Annotated in this window: 13 protein-coding genes and 2 pseudogenes; 5 read left to right on the forward strand and 10 right to left on the reverse strand. The window is 64.1% G+C overall.

What is annotated here, in order from left to right:
• Positions 1-15: 15 nt before the first annotated feature.
• Positions 16-909: an alpha/beta fold hydrolase gene (locus tag BLQ92_RS25765; protein ID WP_090688207.1), complete on the forward strand. Its 894-nt coding sequence runs from the start codon at positions 16-18 to the stop codon at positions 907-909.
• 22 nt (positions 910-931) lie between these two features.
• Here the strand turns inward: BLQ92_RS25765 and BLQ92_RS25770 are convergent, their stop codons facing one another.
• Positions 932-2,740, reverse strand: a complete 1,809-nt coding sequence (locus BLQ92_RS25770; protein WP_090688210.1) for a putative bifunctional diguanylate cyclase/phosphodiesterase — start codon at positions 2,738-2,740, stop codon at positions 932-934.
• 152 nt (positions 2,741-2,892) lie between these two features.
• Positions 2,893-3,810: a LysR family transcriptional regulator gene (locus tag BLQ92_RS25775; protein ID WP_090688213.1), complete on the reverse strand. Its 918-nt coding sequence runs from the start codon at positions 3,808-3,810 to the stop codon at positions 2,893-2,895.
• A 147-nt stretch (positions 3,811-3,957) separates the two neighbouring features.
• Here BLQ92_RS25775 and BLQ92_RS25780 point away from each other — a divergent pair, with 147 nt between their 5' ends.
• The 4 genes from BLQ92_RS25780 to BLQ92_RS25795 all read left to right on the forward strand — a co-directional run bounded on the left by BLQ92_RS25780 (position 3,958) and on the right by BLQ92_RS25795 (position 8,283).
• A complete protein-coding gene (locus BLQ92_RS25780; RefSeq protein ID WP_090688216.1) occupies positions 3,958-4,905 on the forward strand; it encodes a hydroxymethylglutaryl-CoA lyase in 948 nt (315 codons plus the stop codon).
• 20 nt (positions 4,906-4,925) lie between these two features.
• On the forward strand, positions 4,926-6,077 hold the full coding sequence (locus BLQ92_RS25785) for a CaiB/BaiF CoA transferase family protein (protein ID WP_090688219.1): 1,152 nt from the start codon (positions 4,926-4,928) through the stop codon (positions 6,075-6,077).
• A 147-nt stretch (positions 6,078-6,224) separates the two neighbouring features.
• Positions 6,225-7,661 (forward strand): MFS transporter, encoded by a 1,437-nt coding sequence (locus BLQ92_RS25790; RefSeq protein ID WP_090688222.1) that lies wholly within the window; start codon positions 6,225-6,227, stop codon positions 7,659-7,661.
• Positions 7,662-7,815: 154 nt separating this feature from the next.
• Positions 7,816-8,283: a VOC family protein gene (locus tag BLQ92_RS25795; protein WP_090688225.1), complete on the forward strand. Its 468-nt coding sequence runs from the start codon at positions 7,816-7,818 to the stop codon at positions 8,281-8,283.
• A 78-nt stretch (positions 8,284-8,361) separates the two neighbouring features.
• On the opposite strand, the gene trpS is transcribed toward BLQ92_RS25795, so the two are convergent.
• The 8 genes and pseudogenes from trpS to BLQ92_RS25835 all read right to left on the reverse strand — a co-directional run bounded on the left by trpS (position 8,362) and on the right by BLQ92_RS25835 (position 15,798).
• Complete coding sequence (trpS, locus tag BLQ92_RS25800; protein WP_090688228.1) at positions 8,362-9,396, reverse strand: tryptophan--tRNA ligase; 1,035 nt, start codon at positions 9,394-9,396, stop codon at positions 8,362-8,364.
• A 274-nt stretch (positions 9,397-9,670) separates the two neighbouring features.
• Positions 9,671-9,940, reverse strand: a pseudogene (locus BLQ92_RS25805) (type II TA system antitoxin MqsA family protein); the annotation flags it as partial.
• Between the two features lie 59 nt (positions 9,941-9,999).
• Positions 10,000-10,134: pseudogene (locus BLQ92_RS25810) on the reverse strand (mRNA interferase MqsR); the annotation flags it as partial.
• A 335-nt stretch (positions 10,135-10,469) separates the two neighbouring features.
• Positions 10,470-10,694, reverse strand: coding sequence for a hypothetical protein (locus BLQ92_RS25815; protein ID WP_090688235.1), 225 nt, complete (start codon positions 10,692-10,694; stop codon positions 10,470-10,472).
• 181 nt (positions 10,695-10,875) lie between these two features.
• Entirely contained in the window at positions 10,876-11,706 is an 831-nt protein-coding gene (locus tag BLQ92_RS25820) for a transglutaminase-like domain-containing protein (RefSeq protein WP_090688239.1), read from the reverse strand.
• Positions 11,707-11,734: 28 nt separating this feature from the next.
• Positions 11,735-12,652: a transglutaminase N-terminal domain-containing protein gene (locus BLQ92_RS25825; RefSeq protein ID WP_090688550.1), complete on the reverse strand. Its 918-nt coding sequence runs from the start codon at positions 12,650-12,652 to the stop codon at positions 11,735-11,737.
• Between the two features lie 327 nt (positions 12,653-12,979).
• Positions 12,980-14,392 (reverse strand): HdeD family acid-resistance protein, encoded by a 1,413-nt coding sequence (locus BLQ92_RS25830; protein ID WP_090688242.1) that lies wholly within the window; start codon positions 14,390-14,392, stop codon positions 12,980-12,982.
• Positions 14,393-14,670: 278 nt separating this feature from the next.
• Positions 14,671-15,798, reverse strand: a complete 1,128-nt coding sequence (locus tag BLQ92_RS25835) for an OpgC domain-containing protein (RefSeq protein WP_090688245.1) — start codon at positions 15,796-15,798, stop codon at positions 14,671-14,673.
• Between the last annotated feature and the right edge of the window lie 514 nt (positions 15,799-16,312).

A 16,312-nucleotide genomic window follows, 5' to 3' on the forward strand; every position in this document is an offset into this window, starting at 1 on the left:
TAAGGAGGTTCTGTGATGCCATCCACTCGCGCAGACATGCGTTACCAAAGCGTCGACATCGACGGACTCGACATCTTCTACCGCGAAGCCGGGCGTGCCGATGCTCCTGTCATTCTTCTGTTGCACGGATTCCCGTCATCGTCGCGCATGTACGAGACGTTAATGCCCCTGCTCGCGCCGCACTACCGGTTGATTGCGCCGGACTACCCGGGCTTCGGTCATAGCAGCGCGCCGTCTCCCGGCGCGTTTCGCTACACCTTCGATCAGCTCGCCCAGGTGATGATCCGCTTCACCGAACGACTTGGACTCACCCGCTATGCGCTGTTCGTGCAGGACTACGGCGGCCCGGTTGGTTTCCGGCTGGCGCTCGCACATCCGGAACGCGTCGCGGCGCTGATCGTACAGAACGCGGTCGCCCATGAAGAAGGCCTTGGACCGTTATGGGAGACCCGCAAAGCGTTCTGGCGCGAGCGAGCCACGCACGAAGCGGCGCTGCGCGCCAACCTGCTGTCGTTCGAGGCGACCCGGTTGCGCCATGTCGGCCGCAGCCCGCATCCCGAGCGCTACGATCCGGATAGCTGGCACGACGAGTTTGCGTTTCTGTCGCGCCCCGGCCAGATCGACATCCAGACCGAGCTCTTTTACGACTATCGGACCAATGTCGAAAGCTACCCGCAGTGGCAGCGGTACCTGCGCGAGCACCGGCCTGCTACCCTCGTGTTGTGGGGCAAATACGATCCGTCGTTCGCGATCGAAGGCGCGCACGCCTACCGGCGCGATGTGCCCGAAGCGGAGGTTCATCTGCTGGAGGGCGGGCATTTCGTGCTCGACGAAGCGTGCGACGAAGTTGCGCAGCATACGACGCGGTTTCTTGCCAGGCTGGAAATGCGAACGGGTTCGTCTGCTTGACGGTAGAGTGGACCGCAAACCGTCAAGCCGACTCATGCCCCAACGGCTCCAGCAGGTTGCGCAGCGCCGCCAGGTTCAGCGGGCGCGCGAACCAGAACCCCTGGACTTCGTCGCAGCCCAGCTCGCGCAGCCGCTCGGCCTGCTCCTCGGTCTCCACGCCCTCCGCCGTGACACGGAGTTTCAAGGCGTGCGCCATGGCGATGATCGCGCCGACCAGCGCGGCGCATTGCGGATCGGTCGTCATTCGGATCACGAACGATCTGTCGATCTTCAGGCGGTTCAGCGGAAAGCGCGTGAGGTACGCGAGACTCGAATAGCCGGTGCCGAAATCGTCCACCGCCACGTCGACACCCAGCTTGCGCAGCGCGTGCAGCGTCTGCAGCGCCTGCTCGGTATCGCCCAGCAGGACGCCCTCGGTGATCTCCACTTCGAGGTAGGACGGATCGAGCGCGGCGTCCTGCAACGCGCTTTCGATCGTCGCCAGCAGGTTCTGCCGCTGGAACTGCTGTGGCGACACGTTCACCGCCACCCGCGGCAAGCTGCCGGTGAGCCGCAGCAACTTGCCTGCATCGCGGCAGGCGGTGCGAATCACCCATTCGCCGATCCGCTCGATCAAGCCCGTTTCCTCCGCCACCGGCACGAACTCGGCCGGACTGATCAGGCCGCGCTCCGGATGACGCCAGCGCAGCAAGGTTTCTACCTGGGTGATGCGCCCGGTCGCGAGCGTGATCTGCGGCTGATAGACCAGATGCAATTGCTGACGGTCGAGCGCCTCGCGCAGCATGGTCTCGAGTTCGAAGCGGCGCGCGGCCTGGCCCTCGAGCGCCGCCGAGAAGCGCCGCACGACGTTGCCGCCCGCTCCGCTCGCCGCCGACAGCGCGACGTGGGCCCGCCGCATCAGCGTCGGCACATCGTCGCCATCCTCCGGATAAGCTGCGCTGCCGAAGCTTGCGGTGATGGTGACCGGTGTGCCCGAGCAGTCGATCGGCTCGGCGATGCGGGCGAGCGCCGCAGCCGCCAGCGCATCGGCTGCGGCACCTGTCTCGTTGACCAGCAACGCGAATTGCGTGCCGCTCACCGAGGCGATCGTCCCTTCGTAGGCAATCAGGCTGCGCAGGCGCTCGCCGACAATCTGCAACACCAGTTCGGCCGCGTAGGAGCCCAGCGCGTCGCGCACTTTGCGCAAGGTGTTCAGTTCGACCAGCAGCACGGTAAAGCTCGCGCCGTCACGCCGGCAGCGCGTCAGCGTGAGGTCGAGCCGCTCGGCAAAGAGCGTCTGGTTCGGCAGACGCGTGACGCCATCGTGGTGCGACACGTACCAGAGCCTCGCTTCTGACTGCGCATAGCGCGTCATCTCGACTGCGATACCCACATAGCCGGCTGGATTGAGGCGAGCGCCGTCATCGAAAGCGACGGGTTCGTCGGCACGGTGAGGTTTCGGCGCTACCGCCGGGTCGCCTGCCGGGAGTGGCGAAAGTGGCGAGAGGGCCAGCATGACCGGGATGCGGGTGTTATTGCGCCGTACGTAGGTCCATTCGCTTTCGTAGCGGGTGGGGGCCATGACGGAGCCAGGCGAGACCGAGCCCGGCGTACCCACGCCCCAGCTTCCGACGCCTGGCAGCTCCGCGCGCCGCCTCGCGAGCTCTGCCGGATCGTGCAGCGAATCGAAACTGCGCCGGCCGATCAATTCCTCGGCCCGGTATCCGGTCAACTGCTCGTAGGCGGCGTTGACGTAGCGGAACCTGCCGTCCGCCGCGCAGATGAAGGCGCCATACGGCGCGGCGGCGAGCGCGCTCTCGTGCAGCAGCGTTTCGGCATTGCGATCTGGCATGACGCTATCCCGCCCTCTCAGTGATTCGAATGACAACACCCGCAACCGGAACGCCTCCCGAGCACCACTCCGGTTGAGCCGCCAAGCGATGAGCGGCGCATAACGCGAATCTGATCACAACGGCTTTTGTGCAGCCATCCGCATTTACGCCGTCATGCCACGGGCTGCGCGCGGGTAGCACGCTCGGCGAGATGGTCGACCATGCGCTGGGCGGCCGGCTGCAACGCGTCGAAATCCCGGTAGCACACCACGAAGCGGCGCCGCGCCCACGCGTCGGTGAGCGGAATCAACTGGATGCCGAGCGTCGGGCGATACGCGTCGCCCACTTCGACCGGCACGACGCTGATGCCGAGGTTGGCCGCGACAACCCTGAACGCCGCATCGAAATTCGACACGATCACCCGGTACGAAACCGTGTGTCCCGCCCGGGCCGCCGCGCGTTGCAGCATCGTATGCACGGCGGTGGACGGCGGCAGGCCAACGTGGTCGTAGCCGAGCGTCTGTTCGAAGGACACGCTCGCGCGGCTTGCCAGCGGATGCCCCGGATGAACCGCCAGCGCCAGCCGGTCCTGGCGGTAGGGGCGCACCTGCAGGCCTTCCAGATCGACGTTGTCCCAGCACACCCCCACCGACGCCGCCCCTTCGCGCAACTGCCGCACCAGATCCGCCGAGATCCGTTCCTCGATGTCCACCTTGATGTTCCGGTTGGCGGGCTCGCGCATGAAGGCGGCGACATCGTCCAGCAGCGCCTCCGCGATTGCCGAAGCCGACGCGCACAGGCTCACGCGCCCGGCCAGCCCGGCGCTGAACGCGGCCACGTCGGTGGCGATCCGCTCCATGGTGAACAGCATGCTGCGTGCATGTTCGAGCAACACCAGACCGGCCGGCGTAGGCTGCACGCCGCGCCGCGAACGGGTCAGGAGCGGCACGCCGAGTTCGTTCTCCAACTGGGCGATACGCTTGCTGACCGCCGACGGTTCGATATGTTCTTCTTCGGCGGCGCGCGCCATGTTGCGGTGCTCGCACACCGCCACCAGCAGGCGCAGCGTCTTCAGGTCGATGTCGCGCATGGTGGTCTCCCGGATGGTTTGTGGGTTTCCCGATGGGAAACCTAACGGTTCCAAAATACCTCTTTATAGAAGTTCTGGAATGCCTCAAGTTAGCACAATGCCAGCCGCAAGAGACTGGTGAGGCCCCAGCACTTAGGAGACACCCTCATGCCCCCGTTCCCCTCGAACGTCGTCGTCCGCGAAGTCGGCTTGCGCGACGGCTTGCAGAGCATCCAGACCGTGCTCCCGACCGCGCGCAAAATCGAATGGATCGCCGACGCCTATGCGGCCGGCCAGCGCGAGATCGAAGTCGGCTCGTTCGTGCCGGCCCGGCTGCTGCCGCAACTGGCCGATACCGCCGAACTGGTGGCGTTTGCCAAAACCCTCCCTGGGCTCTTCGTCTCGGTGCTGGTGCCCAATCTCAAGGGCGCCGAACGGGCCCTCGAAAGCCGGGCGGATCTGCTGCTCGTGCCGCTCTCGGCAAGTCACGCGCACAGTCTCGCCAATCTGCGCAAGACGCCCGACGAAGTGATCGCCGAAGTCGCGCGCATCCGCGCCGCCCGCGACGCTTCCGGCTCGAGGACATTGATCGAAGGCGGTATCGGCACCGCCTTCGGTTGCACGCTGCAGGGCGCGGTCGCGCCCGCCGAAGTGCTGCGCTGTATGCAGGCGCTGCTCGACGCCGGCGCGGACCGCGTCAGCCTAGCCGATACGGTCGGCTATGGCGGCCCCGCGGCCGTGCGCAGCCTGTTCGGCGCGGCCCGCAAGCTGGCTGGCGAGCGCTTCTGGTGCGGCCATTTCCACGACACCCGTGGCCTCGCGCTCGCCAATGTGTATGCCGCGCTGGAGACCGGCGTAGCCCGCTTCGACGCGACTCTTGCGGGTCTCGGCGGCTGCCCGCACGCACCGGGCGCCAGCGGCAATGCCGCCACCGAAGACCTCGCTTTCATGCTGGCCGACATGGGCATTGCCACCGGCATCGACCTGCCTCGCCTGCTGACGCTGCGCGCCAGGCTCGCGCAGTGGTTGCCCGACGAAACGCTGCGCGGCGCATTGTGGCGGGCGGGTCTGCCACAGACCTTTGCCGCCCCCGCCAACGTTCGAATTTCTGCCTAAGATTTCCGCCTGAGGTTTCCATGAGCACTCCCAACAACCTTCCGCTCGATGGCGTGCGCGTCGTCGAATTCACCCACATGGTGATGGGCCCGACCTGCGGCATGATCCTCGCCGACCTGGGCGCCGAGGTCATCAAGATCGAACCGCCCGGCGGCGACAAGACGCGCAAGCTGCCGGGACTTGGCATTGGCTTTTTCCGCTCGTTCAACCGTAACAAGAAGAGCGTGGTGCTCGATATCACGACGCCCGATGGCCACGCTGCCGCGGTTGAACTGATCGGTCAGTGCGATGTGATGCTGGAGAACTTCCGCCCCGGCTTGATGAGTCAGTTAGGCCTCGACTACGAGAGCTTGGCGAAGCGCTATCCGCGTCTGATCTACGTGTCGCACAAAGGCTTTCTGCCCGGTCCGTACGAGAAGCGCCTCGCGCTCGACGAAGTCGTGCAGATGATGGGCGGGCTCTCGTATATGACCGGCCCGGCGGGCCGGCCGTTACGCGCCGGCACCTCGGTCAACGACATCATGGGCGGCATGTTCGGCGCCATCGGCGTGCTGGCGGCGCTGCGCGAGCGCGATACCACCGGACGGGGCCAGGAGGTGCAAAGCGCGCTATTCGAAAACTGCGTCTTCCTCAGTGCCCAGCATATGCAGCAATATTCGATGACCCACGAGCCGCCGCCGCCGATGCCCTCGCGCGTCTCCGCATGGAGCGTCTACGACGTGTTCACGTTGGCAGGCGGCGAGCAGCTCTTTATCGGCGCGGTCAGCGACAAGCAGTTCCTCACGCTGTGCGACGTACTGCAATGCCCGGAACTGGCCGCCGAGCCGCAGTTCGCCAACAATGCGCTGCGGGTTGCCGTGCGGCCGGAACTGCTGGCGCGGCTCGGCGCGATCCTGAAGGACCATCGGGCGGAGGAGCTGTCGCCGAAACTGGAGGCGAACGGCATACCGTATGCGCCGATCGTGCGGCCCGATCAGTTGCTCGACGATCCGCATCTGAAAGCGAGCGGCGGCCTCGTGCCGATGGAGACCGAAGACGGCAGCACGACCGACGTCGTTCTGCTGCCGCTGCTGATGGGCGGCCGCCGCCCGGGCGTGCGCCAGGCGCTCGCCAAAGTGGGTGAGCACACCCAGGAGATTCTCGCCCGGCTAAAGGGGCGTGCCGCTTCTTAACCTGGCACTCGCTTATCGGCAGTCGCACCTTCAACCATACCGTCAGGCATCCTAAAACTAACCCGTGCCGGCGGCTCCAACCAACAAACATTTTGCATGCGATCGGAGTAAGCGTTGAAGCGCTAACTTCGATCGGGAGGAGACATCATGCAGCCCATCGTCGCGGCACGTACGCACCCGGCCGCCACCCGGCCCGTGGCCCCTGATGCATCGGCAACCGCGCTGTCTGCCCGCATGGACCGGCTGCCGGTCACACGCTATCTGTGGATGCTGGTGTTCCTGATCTCGCTCGGCGGCTTCTTCGAGATTTACGACCTGATCTTCACCGGCTATATCGCCCCCGGCATGGTCAAAAGCGGCCTGCTGAAAGCGACCACTGCGAGCTTCTTCGGCTTCGACGGCGTGGCTGGATTCATCGCCGCTACCTTCGCGGGACTCTTCGTCGGCACCTTCGGACTCGGCTGGTTGCCCGACCGCTATGGTCGGCGCGCGGTGTTCACGTTTTCGCTGCTGTGGTACTCGCTCGGCTCGGCGATCATGGCTTGCCAGCACTCGGCGGAAGGACTGGTGGTGTGGCGCTTTATCACCGGCATAGGTGTGGGCATCGAAATCGTCACCATCGACAGCTATATCACCGAACTCGTCCCGCAGCAGATGCGCGGCCGCGCCATGGCCTTCAACCAGGCGGTGATGTTCAGTGCCGCGCCTGTGGCGGCGATTCTGTCCTGGTGGTTGGTGCCCACGACGCTATTCGGCATAGACGGCTGGCGCTGGGTGGTGCTGGCCGGCTCAGCGGGCGCGGTAATCGTCTGGCTGATTCGCCGGGCCGTGCCGGAGAGCCCACGCTGGCTCGCGCTGCAAGGCCGCGTGAGCGAAGGCGACGAGGTCGTGCAGACGATCGAAGCAGCGGTGGCGCGGCAATCGGGAGCCGCGCTGCCCGCACCACCGCCGGTCGCCGAGCAGCCGCGGCGCGCCACCGCGACGTTTGCGCAACTGTGGCAACCGCCCTATCGCTCACGCCTGATCATGTTGATTGTCTTCAACTTCTGCCAGGCAATCGGTTACTACGGCTTCGCCAACTGGGTGCCGACACTGCTGATCGGCCAGGGCATCACAGTGACGAAGAGCCTGCTTTACTCGTTCGTGATTGCCATCGCATTGCCGGTCGGACCGCTCATCGCCATTCTGTACGCCGACAAAGTGCAGCGTAAATGGCTGATCGTCGGCGCGGCGCTTGCCGTGATCGTGTTTGGGCTGCTGTTCTCGCAGATGCGAAGCGCGCTTGCGCTGATCTTGCTCGGCGTGCTCATCAGTCTCGCGGGTCAGACCATCTCGGTGTGCTATCACGCCTATCAGGCCGAGCTGTTTCCCACCGGGGTACGCTGTCGCGCCAATGGCTTCGTCTATTCGGCAAGCCGCGTGGGCGCGATGATGTCGGGCTTTACCATTGCCTTCCTGCTGCGCGACTTCGGCGTGGTGGGTGTGTTCCTCGGCGTAACGGTGTGCATGTTGGTCGTGGCGCTGGCGGTCGGGGTGTTCGGGCCGCGGACCAATGGGCTGCGGCTGGAAGAAATTTCGCATTGACGGTGGGCTAAGGGCAGCCGGCCGTCGCCCTCGGCGACAAAATTTATTCAGACCGTGTCGATTCCCGGTCGGCTCGCTCGTCGTGGTGATGAAGCCCTGCTGAAAACAGCCGGAACTTCCGATTCATCAACCCGCCCATCCGAGGAGCGACACCATGTCTGCAGCCGCTGTAAAACCGATTCCGGAAGGAATGCACTCGCTGACCCCGCATCTGATTTGCGCCGGCGCCGCTGAAGCGATCCGGTTCTATGCCGAAGCGTTCGGCGCCGTCGAACAGTTCCGCCTGCCCGGGCCGGAAGGCAAATTGATGCATGCATGCCTGAAAATCGGCGATTCAATGCTCATGCTGGTCGACGAAATGGCCGGCTGCGGAATGCTCGGACCGCGCGCGCTGAAAGGCTCGCCGGTCGCGATTCACCTGTACGTGACGAATGTCGATGCCGTGGTCGAGCAGGCGGTCAAGGCCGGCGCCCGCGTCACGATGCCCGCCGCCGACATGTTCTGGGGCGACCGCTTTGCCCAGCTCGAAGACCCGTTCGGCCACCGTTGGTCCGTGGCGACGCATCAACGCGATGTGTCGATGGAGGAGATGCAGGAAGCCGTACGCGCGATGGAGCACTGATGACCGTGCCGACGCCCGAACCTGCGGACACGGAGGGCGTGCCCGCAGGTTGCTCGCAGGGTGCTTTAACCCAAAGGTTTAACGCGTTACGGCATCGAACGAAAACGTGCCGAGCGCCGCGCGCACTTCGTCGAGCGTGGCCTGGGTAACGGCTTTCGCCCGTTGCGTGCCTGCGCGCAGCACGTCGAACACATAGCCCGGCTCGCGCGCGAGCTGTTCGCGCCGCTCACGGATCGGCGCGATCAATGCCTGCAACTGCTCTTCGAGGCGGCGCTTGACCACCATATCGCCGAGGCCGCCTGCTCGGTACTCCGCCTTCAGGCGCTCGACGGTGGCACGATCTTCGTCGAAGGCATCGAGGTAGGTGAACACCATATTGCCCTCCACCGTGCCCGGGTCGGACGCGCGCAGATGGTTCGGATCGGTGTACATGCTCTTGACCGAATCGCGGATCGCGTCGGCGGAGGACGACAGCGGAATCGAGTTGCCCTGCGACTTGCTCATCTTGGCTTTACCGTCGACGCCGGGCAGCCGGCCCATGGTCGGAATCAACGCCTCGGCTTCCGGCAGCACGTCCTTGCCGACTTGCCGGTTGATGCGGCGCACGATTTCGTTGGTCTGCTCGATCAGCGGCGCCTGGTCTTCGCCGACCGGTACGACGTGAGCCTTGAAGCCGGTGATATCAGCCGCTTGCGCGACCGGGTAACAGAGAAAACCCGCCGGGATATCGCGGCCGAACCCGCGCGCCTGAATTTCGTCCTTGATCGTCGGATTGCGCTCGAGGCGTGCGACGGTCACAAAGTTCATATACAGCAGAGTCAATTCGGCCAGCGCCGGCAGCGCCGATTGCACCGCGATGGTGGTCTTTTGCGGGTCGATGCCGACCGCCAGATAGTCGAGCGCGACCTCCAGGACGTTACGGCGCACCTTGTCGGGGTCATGCGCGTTGTCGGTCATGGCTTGGGTGTCCGCGACCAGCACGAACTGCTGATGCGTTTCCTGCAGTGCCAGACGCGTTTTCAGCGAGCCGACGTAGTGGCCCAGGTGCAGCGCACCGGTGGGACGGTCGCCGGTCAGGACGGTACGGCGCGGGGAAGAGGTGTTGTCTTGCATAAACGGGCTCTTTTGAAACACCGCTGCAGGACAAGCTAACCGGGAATACAGCACCATGTCAGCCGGACTGCAGCGGCCATGGTCGTAGTAAAGACGTGACGATGCCGCTCTTTCAGGAGCGCCACCAAGCGTGAAGCAGGGAAAGGTTCATCGGGTACATGGCGTAAGGATGCCATATCCGGGCGGGGGTTGCCAATGAGGGGGCAATCGCGACACGGCTAACGGGTGCGACTTCGCGCCAGCGAAAATACCTGGTCAATCAATGGGCATGCTGCTACGCCGCCCTCACCTCGGCCAACAGTTCCGGATGCCGGTCCAGCACCTTGAGCAGTTTCACCAATGCCAACGGAGGCTTGGTCTTGCCGTTTTCGTAACGCGAGAAAGCATTGATGCCACCGCCGAAGATCTCGGCAGCTTCACGCTGGTCCAGTGCAAGTTTCTTACGAACGCTAGCAATGAAGGCTGGATCGACGGTCGATGCATTGACCTGCTTGTTGAACTCGAGCATCGCCGCACTGGTACGAGCCGATTCGGCCATGTCCAGCGATGATCGCCGTACGTCGTCATACTCTTATAGAAGTCGGTCGAGGTCAGCGCCATGAGGACACTGAGTATCCCGTCGAAGTCGAATCCTAGCGCACCGCCGCCTGCCAGCGCCGAGACGGTTGAGCGCACCTTCTTTGCCTCGATCCATGCTTTGACGACGGACAGCTTGCAATGTGGTGTGCTCTTTTCCATGGAATATTAACCTAGTTGGTTAGTTCCAGTGGATGCTTTCCCCTCTCAGTTGAGATCAGGCGTCCCCTTCCCGTTCGCGCATGACGTCTTCCGCCAACGTCCTGGTTATGTGGATTTCATCCGCCACAGCGCTAACAGGCCGTCACTTAACGTCAACTACCGGCCCGATTAAATTACCAAGGAGACCATAGAAAATTTTTGATCGGAAAGTGCATCCCGAAATTGAATCTGACGAGAGACATCAACGTCCTCGCGGACGGCGATATCTTCATGGCAGCAAGGGGGGAAGTGACGGCCCGATGGTGACGCATCGGGCCCGGGGGAGCGGAGAACAACTACGAGAAAAACGCAAACGGCAGCGTAGCCGCCAGATAAATCGCCAGCCCCGTCGACGGCAGGCCGGCAGAAATCGCGACGATCGCCAGCACGCTAGCCGTAACCGTCAGCACGAGCAGACGTATGCGGCGAGCACGCCGCGCCGTCAACGCCTCGCAGCGTTGCAACGCCGGCAAGTCCTCGGATGCCGGTGAGACATGCTGACCGATATTCGTTCCTGCCATGATCGTGCCTCGTCGATTGATCCGCCGATTCTGGCACCGCCGGCATATCGGATTTCTAAATAGCGCGCAGTGAAATGCAAAGGAAACGTATAGGACAGCCACATGCCACAACGAAAGCCGCGGCGGCCCAAACGACCAAGGCAACGGCCAGGGCCGAGGCCACAGCCACGCTCACGCCAACTCAAACCACCGGCGCAACAAACGGCTCGGCCTCCGGCGCGCAATGCACATTGAATCCGATCAGCTTCGCCGGACCAAACGTGTTGCTCAACGCCACGTCCGCAGCATCACGCCCGCGCGCCATCAGCACCCTGCCCGTGCGCGGCACGTTATTACGCGGGTCGAAGGTCTGCCAGGTCCCACCCAGATAAGCCTCGAACCACGCAGCAAAATCCATCGCGGAATGCGGCGGTGGCACGCCGACATCGCTGATATAGCCGGTGCAATAGCGCGCCGGAATATTCATCGCGCGGCACAGGGTCACGCCCAGATGCGCAAAATCGCGGCACACGCCGGTGCGCTCGTGCCAGGCCTGCCAGGCGGTTTTGGTCGGCCGTGCGTGGCCGTAGCCAAACACAATATGACGGTGCACGAAATCGCAGATGGCCTGCACGCGCTCGCGGCCGAGCGGCGTCTTGCCGAACAGGCGCCATGCGAGATCGGACAGCAGATCGGTTTCGCAATAGCGGCTGCCGAGCAGGAAGATCAACGTTTCGCTGGGCAGTTCCTCGACCGGATGCTGGTAGCCGTTCGCCTCGACCGTTTCGGGCTCGGGGGAAATCTCCAGCACCGCCGTAGTCGACAGCGCAATGCGCCCCGCCGGCGCCACAATGCGGCTGCACAGATTGCCGAAACTATCGCGGTACTGCGTGATCGGCACCGGCGGATCGACCTTCAGCACATCGGCGCTCAGCACATCCTGCACGCGCGAGTAATGCGTATTCAACATCAACAGCATCGGAGTGGCTTGCTCACACTCGTAGACCAGATCGTAACCAACGCGCAATTTCATCGAACCGCCCTTGCCTTACTCAGGATCATCAAACATCTTCTGTCACGCGGACATCCACTTGCAGGCCACGGAACGAATGCGCCGCGCCATGCCACGTGCCCCACAGCGGCAACGCCTGGTAGTAGTTCCAGGCCACCGCCACCCGAATCAGATGGCGGTTGCCGATAATGCTGTTGGTCGGATCGAAATCGACCCAGCCTGCTCCCGGCAGGTAAATCTGCAGCCACGCATGCGTGGCGCCACCGCCGAGCGTCGTGTCGAAATCGGGCACGAAGATATAGCCGCTGACGAAGCGCGCGGCGAGTCCGAGCGAGCGCACCGCGTCCATCATCAACACCGCAAAATCGCGGCAACTGCCGCTGCGGTGGCGCAAGGTATCGGCCGGACGGTAGACGCCCTTTTCCGAGCGCCGCATATAGCGAAAGCCGCTCTTGATCTCCTGGGTCATGGCCCGCAGCATCTTCATCGTGCTGGTCGGCCCGAGCGGCGCGAGAAAGCGGCGCGCCCACTGATCCACTTCGCCATCCGGGTATTGACGGCTGCGCGCATTCACGAGATCCGACGCTTCCTCGTTGGTGTACGCGAAGGGCCACGTCGCCGCGTAGGGTTCGAGCGCATAGTCGGGCAGCGGCGACTCGTAGTGCTCAAGGGTCACCTCGCTGTCGAACTGCAGCTCGGCCGCCTCGCCGCTAAAGCGGGCCACCGCCACCGAATTGTCGAACACGTCATGCAGCCAGTGCAGCCGCGCCGGCGTCGGCGTGATGACCAGTTGGGTGGCAACGACGCGAACGTCGTGCCCCGAGCGTGGCCGGAACATCATCCGGTGTTCGCCGAAGCGCACCGGCTCCGAATACCGGTAGACACTGACGTGCCGCACGGTCAAACGCTGCGGCTCGATCTTCTTGCTAGCCGCCTGGAGCAACTCGATGGTCACGTTACCGCCCATGAAAACCTGCTGCAACCGCAGGGCCGGCAGCATGTGCCGCCGGCGTTATGTTGCCGCGTCTAACGTTCAGGGTGGTTGGACTGATTGCGCAGAAAACATCCTCCGGCTCAGCATACACCTGCCAATTTGCCGCAAGGCACTCATTTGAGGGTGGTTTGTAAGATCGCGTGGAAAGCGGAGAGTTATCAACAGATTCTGTTTGCAAATCTGTTGATAACTCGCTGGCGAATCCCGTAAGTGCTTGATGCGGCTCGACTTTACTGGGTGAAGCCGAATCGGGTCAGATTGCCTGCGCCGCAGGGCCGCTGGCGAGCCTCATCGCGCGACTTACACGCCCCGGCCTGCCGTGTCGGTGCGTTCGGCCTCATGCACATTGGGCGCGCTTCTCTGTTCCTCGGCCCACTGCTGGCGCGAGCGGTACATCGTGGCGAGCGCGAGGCGCGCCATCTTGACCCAGCCCGACGGGCGCGGGTCGGCCAGCATGCTGAGCGCGCGTGCATAGTCGAGCGTGAGACCCGGCGTCCATGCCATGGTGGCGGCACGCTTGCGCACCTGCGCCGCCACCCACAACTCGGGCGTCGCGATCACGCGCAGGAACGGTTTCCAGCCGCGGTGACGGCCCCATACCCGGGCCGACGCGCCTTCGAGCGCCGCTTCCAGCGCGCGCGACACAGTGCTGGAGCAATTGCGGTAAGTGAGGTTGTAGGTCGTGTCCTGGCGATACGTCTCCCAGAAGCGCCGCAGCCGCTCGGGATCGTAGTTGCGGATCCGCACCTGTACCGTCGACGGGCACCATGCCTTCGATTCCGTCCCATAGTCGGGCTGAAACAGACCGGGTACGTCGTTCTCGCGTGTGGCGCGCAGCAGCCGCGTGAACTCGTCCGGCGAACGGTCGATTTCCACGCCTGGATAGAGGCTGATATAAACGCCGTCTGGCGACTCGAGGGCGGCGTGGCCGGTCGAGATCACGCCGTTGCGGTCCACAGCGGCAATGTAGCGGTCGATGATCGGCTGGCGGCGCGCTTCGCCCTTCGAGGTGCCGACCGGCGTCCAGACGTGCACGGTCAGCGCCGGTTCATCGGCGGCCGGCGGGCCATCCCACTCCCGCGCCGTGGGAGCCGCCTGCTGCGACCCGGCGGTCGCGCTGGCGGCCTGTGCAGCGCCGTCTGCGGCCACCGCCGGGTTCGATGACAGGCGCCGAACGCGCGAGGCCAGCAGGATCATGTTCCAGCCGCCAAACATCAGGCCGAGTCCTAAACAGTACGGCACGGTGCCCACGTAATGCGTCGGAAACGGCTGATAGAAGAATATCGCCAGCACGATTTCAACCACGCCGCCCGCCACCGCGAGACGCCAGGTCCGGAAGCGCACCACTCTTGCCGAGATGATCTGCAACAGGCCGTCGGCAAGAAAGAGCGTGCCGAAGATCATCGACAGGATGAAATTGCCGTGATGATGCCCGGCGAGGATCAGGGCCGCCGCCACGCAGAACGCCAAGCCCTTGACGTAGCGCAGCGTACGTTGGCCGCCCATGCCGGTCCACGCGACCGCGAGCGTGGCAAGCCCTTCGACGAGGAGCAGACAGGCGAACGGCGTGATCGGGAAGTACAGCGCGCTATCGAGCGCATCGATGAAGATTGCGATACCCACCAGAAGGCTGATCCAGCCGAGCGTCGTCAGCGTCCGCCAGCGGGTGCGAAGATAGTCGACTCCCAACAGGATCATCACCAGGCGAACCATCGTCAGTCTCCGGATGCCAGCGCTGTGATCGAGCGCCGCCGTGCCAACGAGGCCGGGCGGCGCAGTGCCTTTCAGCGTTATATAGCACGCGCCCGGCAAGCTGCAATGGAATTGCAGTGAGGCCGCGTGCGGCGCGCGCCGTCGGCATCGGGAGTGCTGCTGCCGCTCCCGGTGGAAGAGAACGTGATTGAGCCTGTTGCGCGCGGCTCTACGCCGCCTTGAGCAAGCGCTGGATCGCTTCTGCGATCAGATGATGGAGAAACGCCCGGACCACTGCTTCAACCGTCGCGCCGCCCCACCCGCACGGCAACCGCAGCACCGCGCATCGGCGCAGGACGCGCACGCAGCGCCTTCCATTTGCTGGCGACAACCGCAAGCAGCAACATCGTACCGATGGCCAGCAGGTCGCCGGCCAGCCCATTCAACCAGGCCGGCCCGCGCGCGAGCCGCACAGCCGTATCGACGCCGATCGACACCACCGTGCCGCCGACGAAGCACACGAGTCCCTGCTTGCCCACCGTCACCACCGCGGGCAAGCGCTCGGCGATCCGCCGCAGCATCTGCATGCGGACCGCCTGGGCCACCAGCCACGCAATGGCCAGAAAGCTAAGAACGCGCACCGCGGCGAGGTTCTGCTTCATATACCCGGGCGTCGCCTGGGTTTCGAGGCACAGCTTGATGAACGCGAAGGTCAACGCCACCGCAAGTGCCGCGCAACTCAACCAGCGCCCTGCCTTCGAGATCTGGAACTCATGCGACACCGGATGCAGACGGCACAGAATGCCCAGCATGAACATCAGTTGCCAGGCAAACGGATTGAACGCCCAGCCTCCGGGATCGGCACTCGGCAAGGCGCGCGCCAGCCACGCAGCGGCCAGCCACACCGCGAGGCTCAAGCCTAGCGCGACGGCCGGCCTCCGATTGGCGAGCGGCACCGAGAGTGGCACGCACAGCGCGAACAGGGTGTACATCGGCAATACGGCGGACAAGAACGGCTGATGCCGCAAGGTGAAGATACCCAGCAAGCTGCCCACCGGGTGGTGCAGCAGATCGGTCCAGCCAGTCTCTCCCAACACCGGCGAGTCGACGTGCCACAGCATGAGCGACGCGCCCGCCAGCAACATCAATGCGGCCGTGAGCAGATAGGCGCGGTAGATCTCCCATGCGCGCAGCAAGAAGCGCCGCTTGGCCGCGTGTTCGCTGCGATAGGTCGCGACATTCGTGTAGGCCGCAGCCGAGGCGTAGCCGCCCAGAAACACGAAGACTTCGGCCGCGTCGCAATACGCATAGTTGTGCAGCATGAAACGCGACAGGACGCTGCCCTGAATATGATCGAGGGCAATGACGATCAACACGACTCCGCGCAGGAAGTCGATTTCGAGCGAGCGCCGGACGGGGGAATTCATGAACGGTAACTCCGTTTGCTCTGCGGCCGTAACCTGCAAAGATTGCCGGGACGCGCGGGTGGATAACCGGACTGCATAAACGCTGCGTCCCTAGACCCTATGTCACGCGAGACTGCGATTCAATGACGTGCGCTCAGCGCGATTTTTCAACGTGTTACGTCGTGGCCAGCGAGGTCGTGATGCTTGTCCGACACAAGCCCCCATGGGCGGTTCCTCGCAGAACTGCATCAATATGTTTCATCGCATCGGTATGCCAATTGCTTGACGCGGATCGATGCGGCGTGCGCTCGAACAAGACGTGAGCGCACCTCGCAGAAGGAAGCTGCGAGGGTTAGCCAATGATGAGGGAGGGGTGATGACCGGAGGCTGGCAGCAGCCTGTCATTTCTGCAATCGCGCTAGCGCGGCCCGGCAAAGGCGAGCTAACGGCGCAGGAAGGAGCCCGCGTACTGGCACCTCGCAGCGGAGGTTCTGCGCTGCTGCGGTGAGCCCCACAGCAACGCCAGGATTGACAC

The sequence above is a fragment of the Paraburkholderia phenazinium genome (genome assembly GCF_900100735.1).
GTDB lineage: Bacteria > Pseudomonadota > Gammaproteobacteria > Burkholderiales > Burkholderiaceae > Paraburkholderia > Paraburkholderia phenazinia.

What these genes read in the sequence shown, in the direction of transcription:
- BLQ92_RS25765 (WP_090688207.1), top strand. Translation starts at nt 16, where the DNA reads ATGCCATCCACTCGCGCAGACATGCGTTACCAAAGCGTCGACATCGAC.
- BLQ92_RS25770 (WP_090688210.1), bottom strand. Translation starts at nt 2,740, where the DNA reads ATGCCAGATCGCAATGCCGAAACGCTGCTGCACGAGAGCGCGCTCGCC.
- BLQ92_RS25775 (WP_090688213.1), bottom strand. Translation starts at nt 3,810, where the DNA reads ATGCGCGACATCGACCTGAAGACGCTGCGCCTGCTGGTGGCGGTGTGC.
- BLQ92_RS25780 (WP_090688216.1), top strand. Translation starts at nt 3,958, where the DNA reads ATGCCCCCGTTCCCCTCGAACGTCGTCGTCCGCGAAGTCGGCTTGCGC.
- BLQ92_RS25785 (WP_090688219.1), top strand. Translation starts at nt 4,926, where the DNA reads ATGAGCACTCCCAACAACCTTCCGCTCGATGGCGTGCGCGTCGTCGAA.
- BLQ92_RS25790 (WP_090688222.1), top strand. Translation starts at nt 6,225, where the DNA reads ATGCAGCCCATCGTCGCGGCACGTACGCACCCGGCCGCCACCCGGCCC.
- BLQ92_RS25795 (WP_090688225.1), top strand. Translation starts at nt 7,816, where the DNA reads ATGTCTGCAGCCGCTGTAAAACCGATTCCGGAAGGAATGCACTCGCTG.
- trpS (WP_090688228.1), bottom strand. Translation starts at nt 9,396, where the DNA reads ATGCAAGACAACACCTCTTCCCCGCGCCGTACCGTCCTGACCGGCGAC.
- BLQ92_RS25815 (WP_090688235.1), bottom strand. Translation starts at nt 10,694, where the DNA reads ATGGCAGGAACGAATATCGGTCAGCATGTCTCACCGGCATCCGAGGAC.
- BLQ92_RS25820 (WP_090688239.1), bottom strand. Translation starts at nt 11,706, where the DNA reads ATGAAATTGCGCGTTGGTTACGATCTGGTCTACGAGTGTGAGCAAGCC.
- BLQ92_RS25825 (WP_090688550.1), bottom strand. Translation starts at nt 12,652, where the DNA reads ATGGGCGGTAACGTGACCATCGAGTTGCTCCAGGCGGCTAGCAAGAAG.
- BLQ92_RS25830 (WP_090688242.1), bottom strand. Translation starts at nt 14,392, where the DNA reads ATGGTTCGCCTGGTGATGATCCTGTTGGGAGTCGACTATCTTCGCACC.
- BLQ92_RS25835 (WP_090688245.1), bottom strand. Translation starts at nt 15,798, where the DNA reads ATGAATTCCCCCGTCCGGCGCTCGCTCGAAATCGACTTCCTGCGCGGA.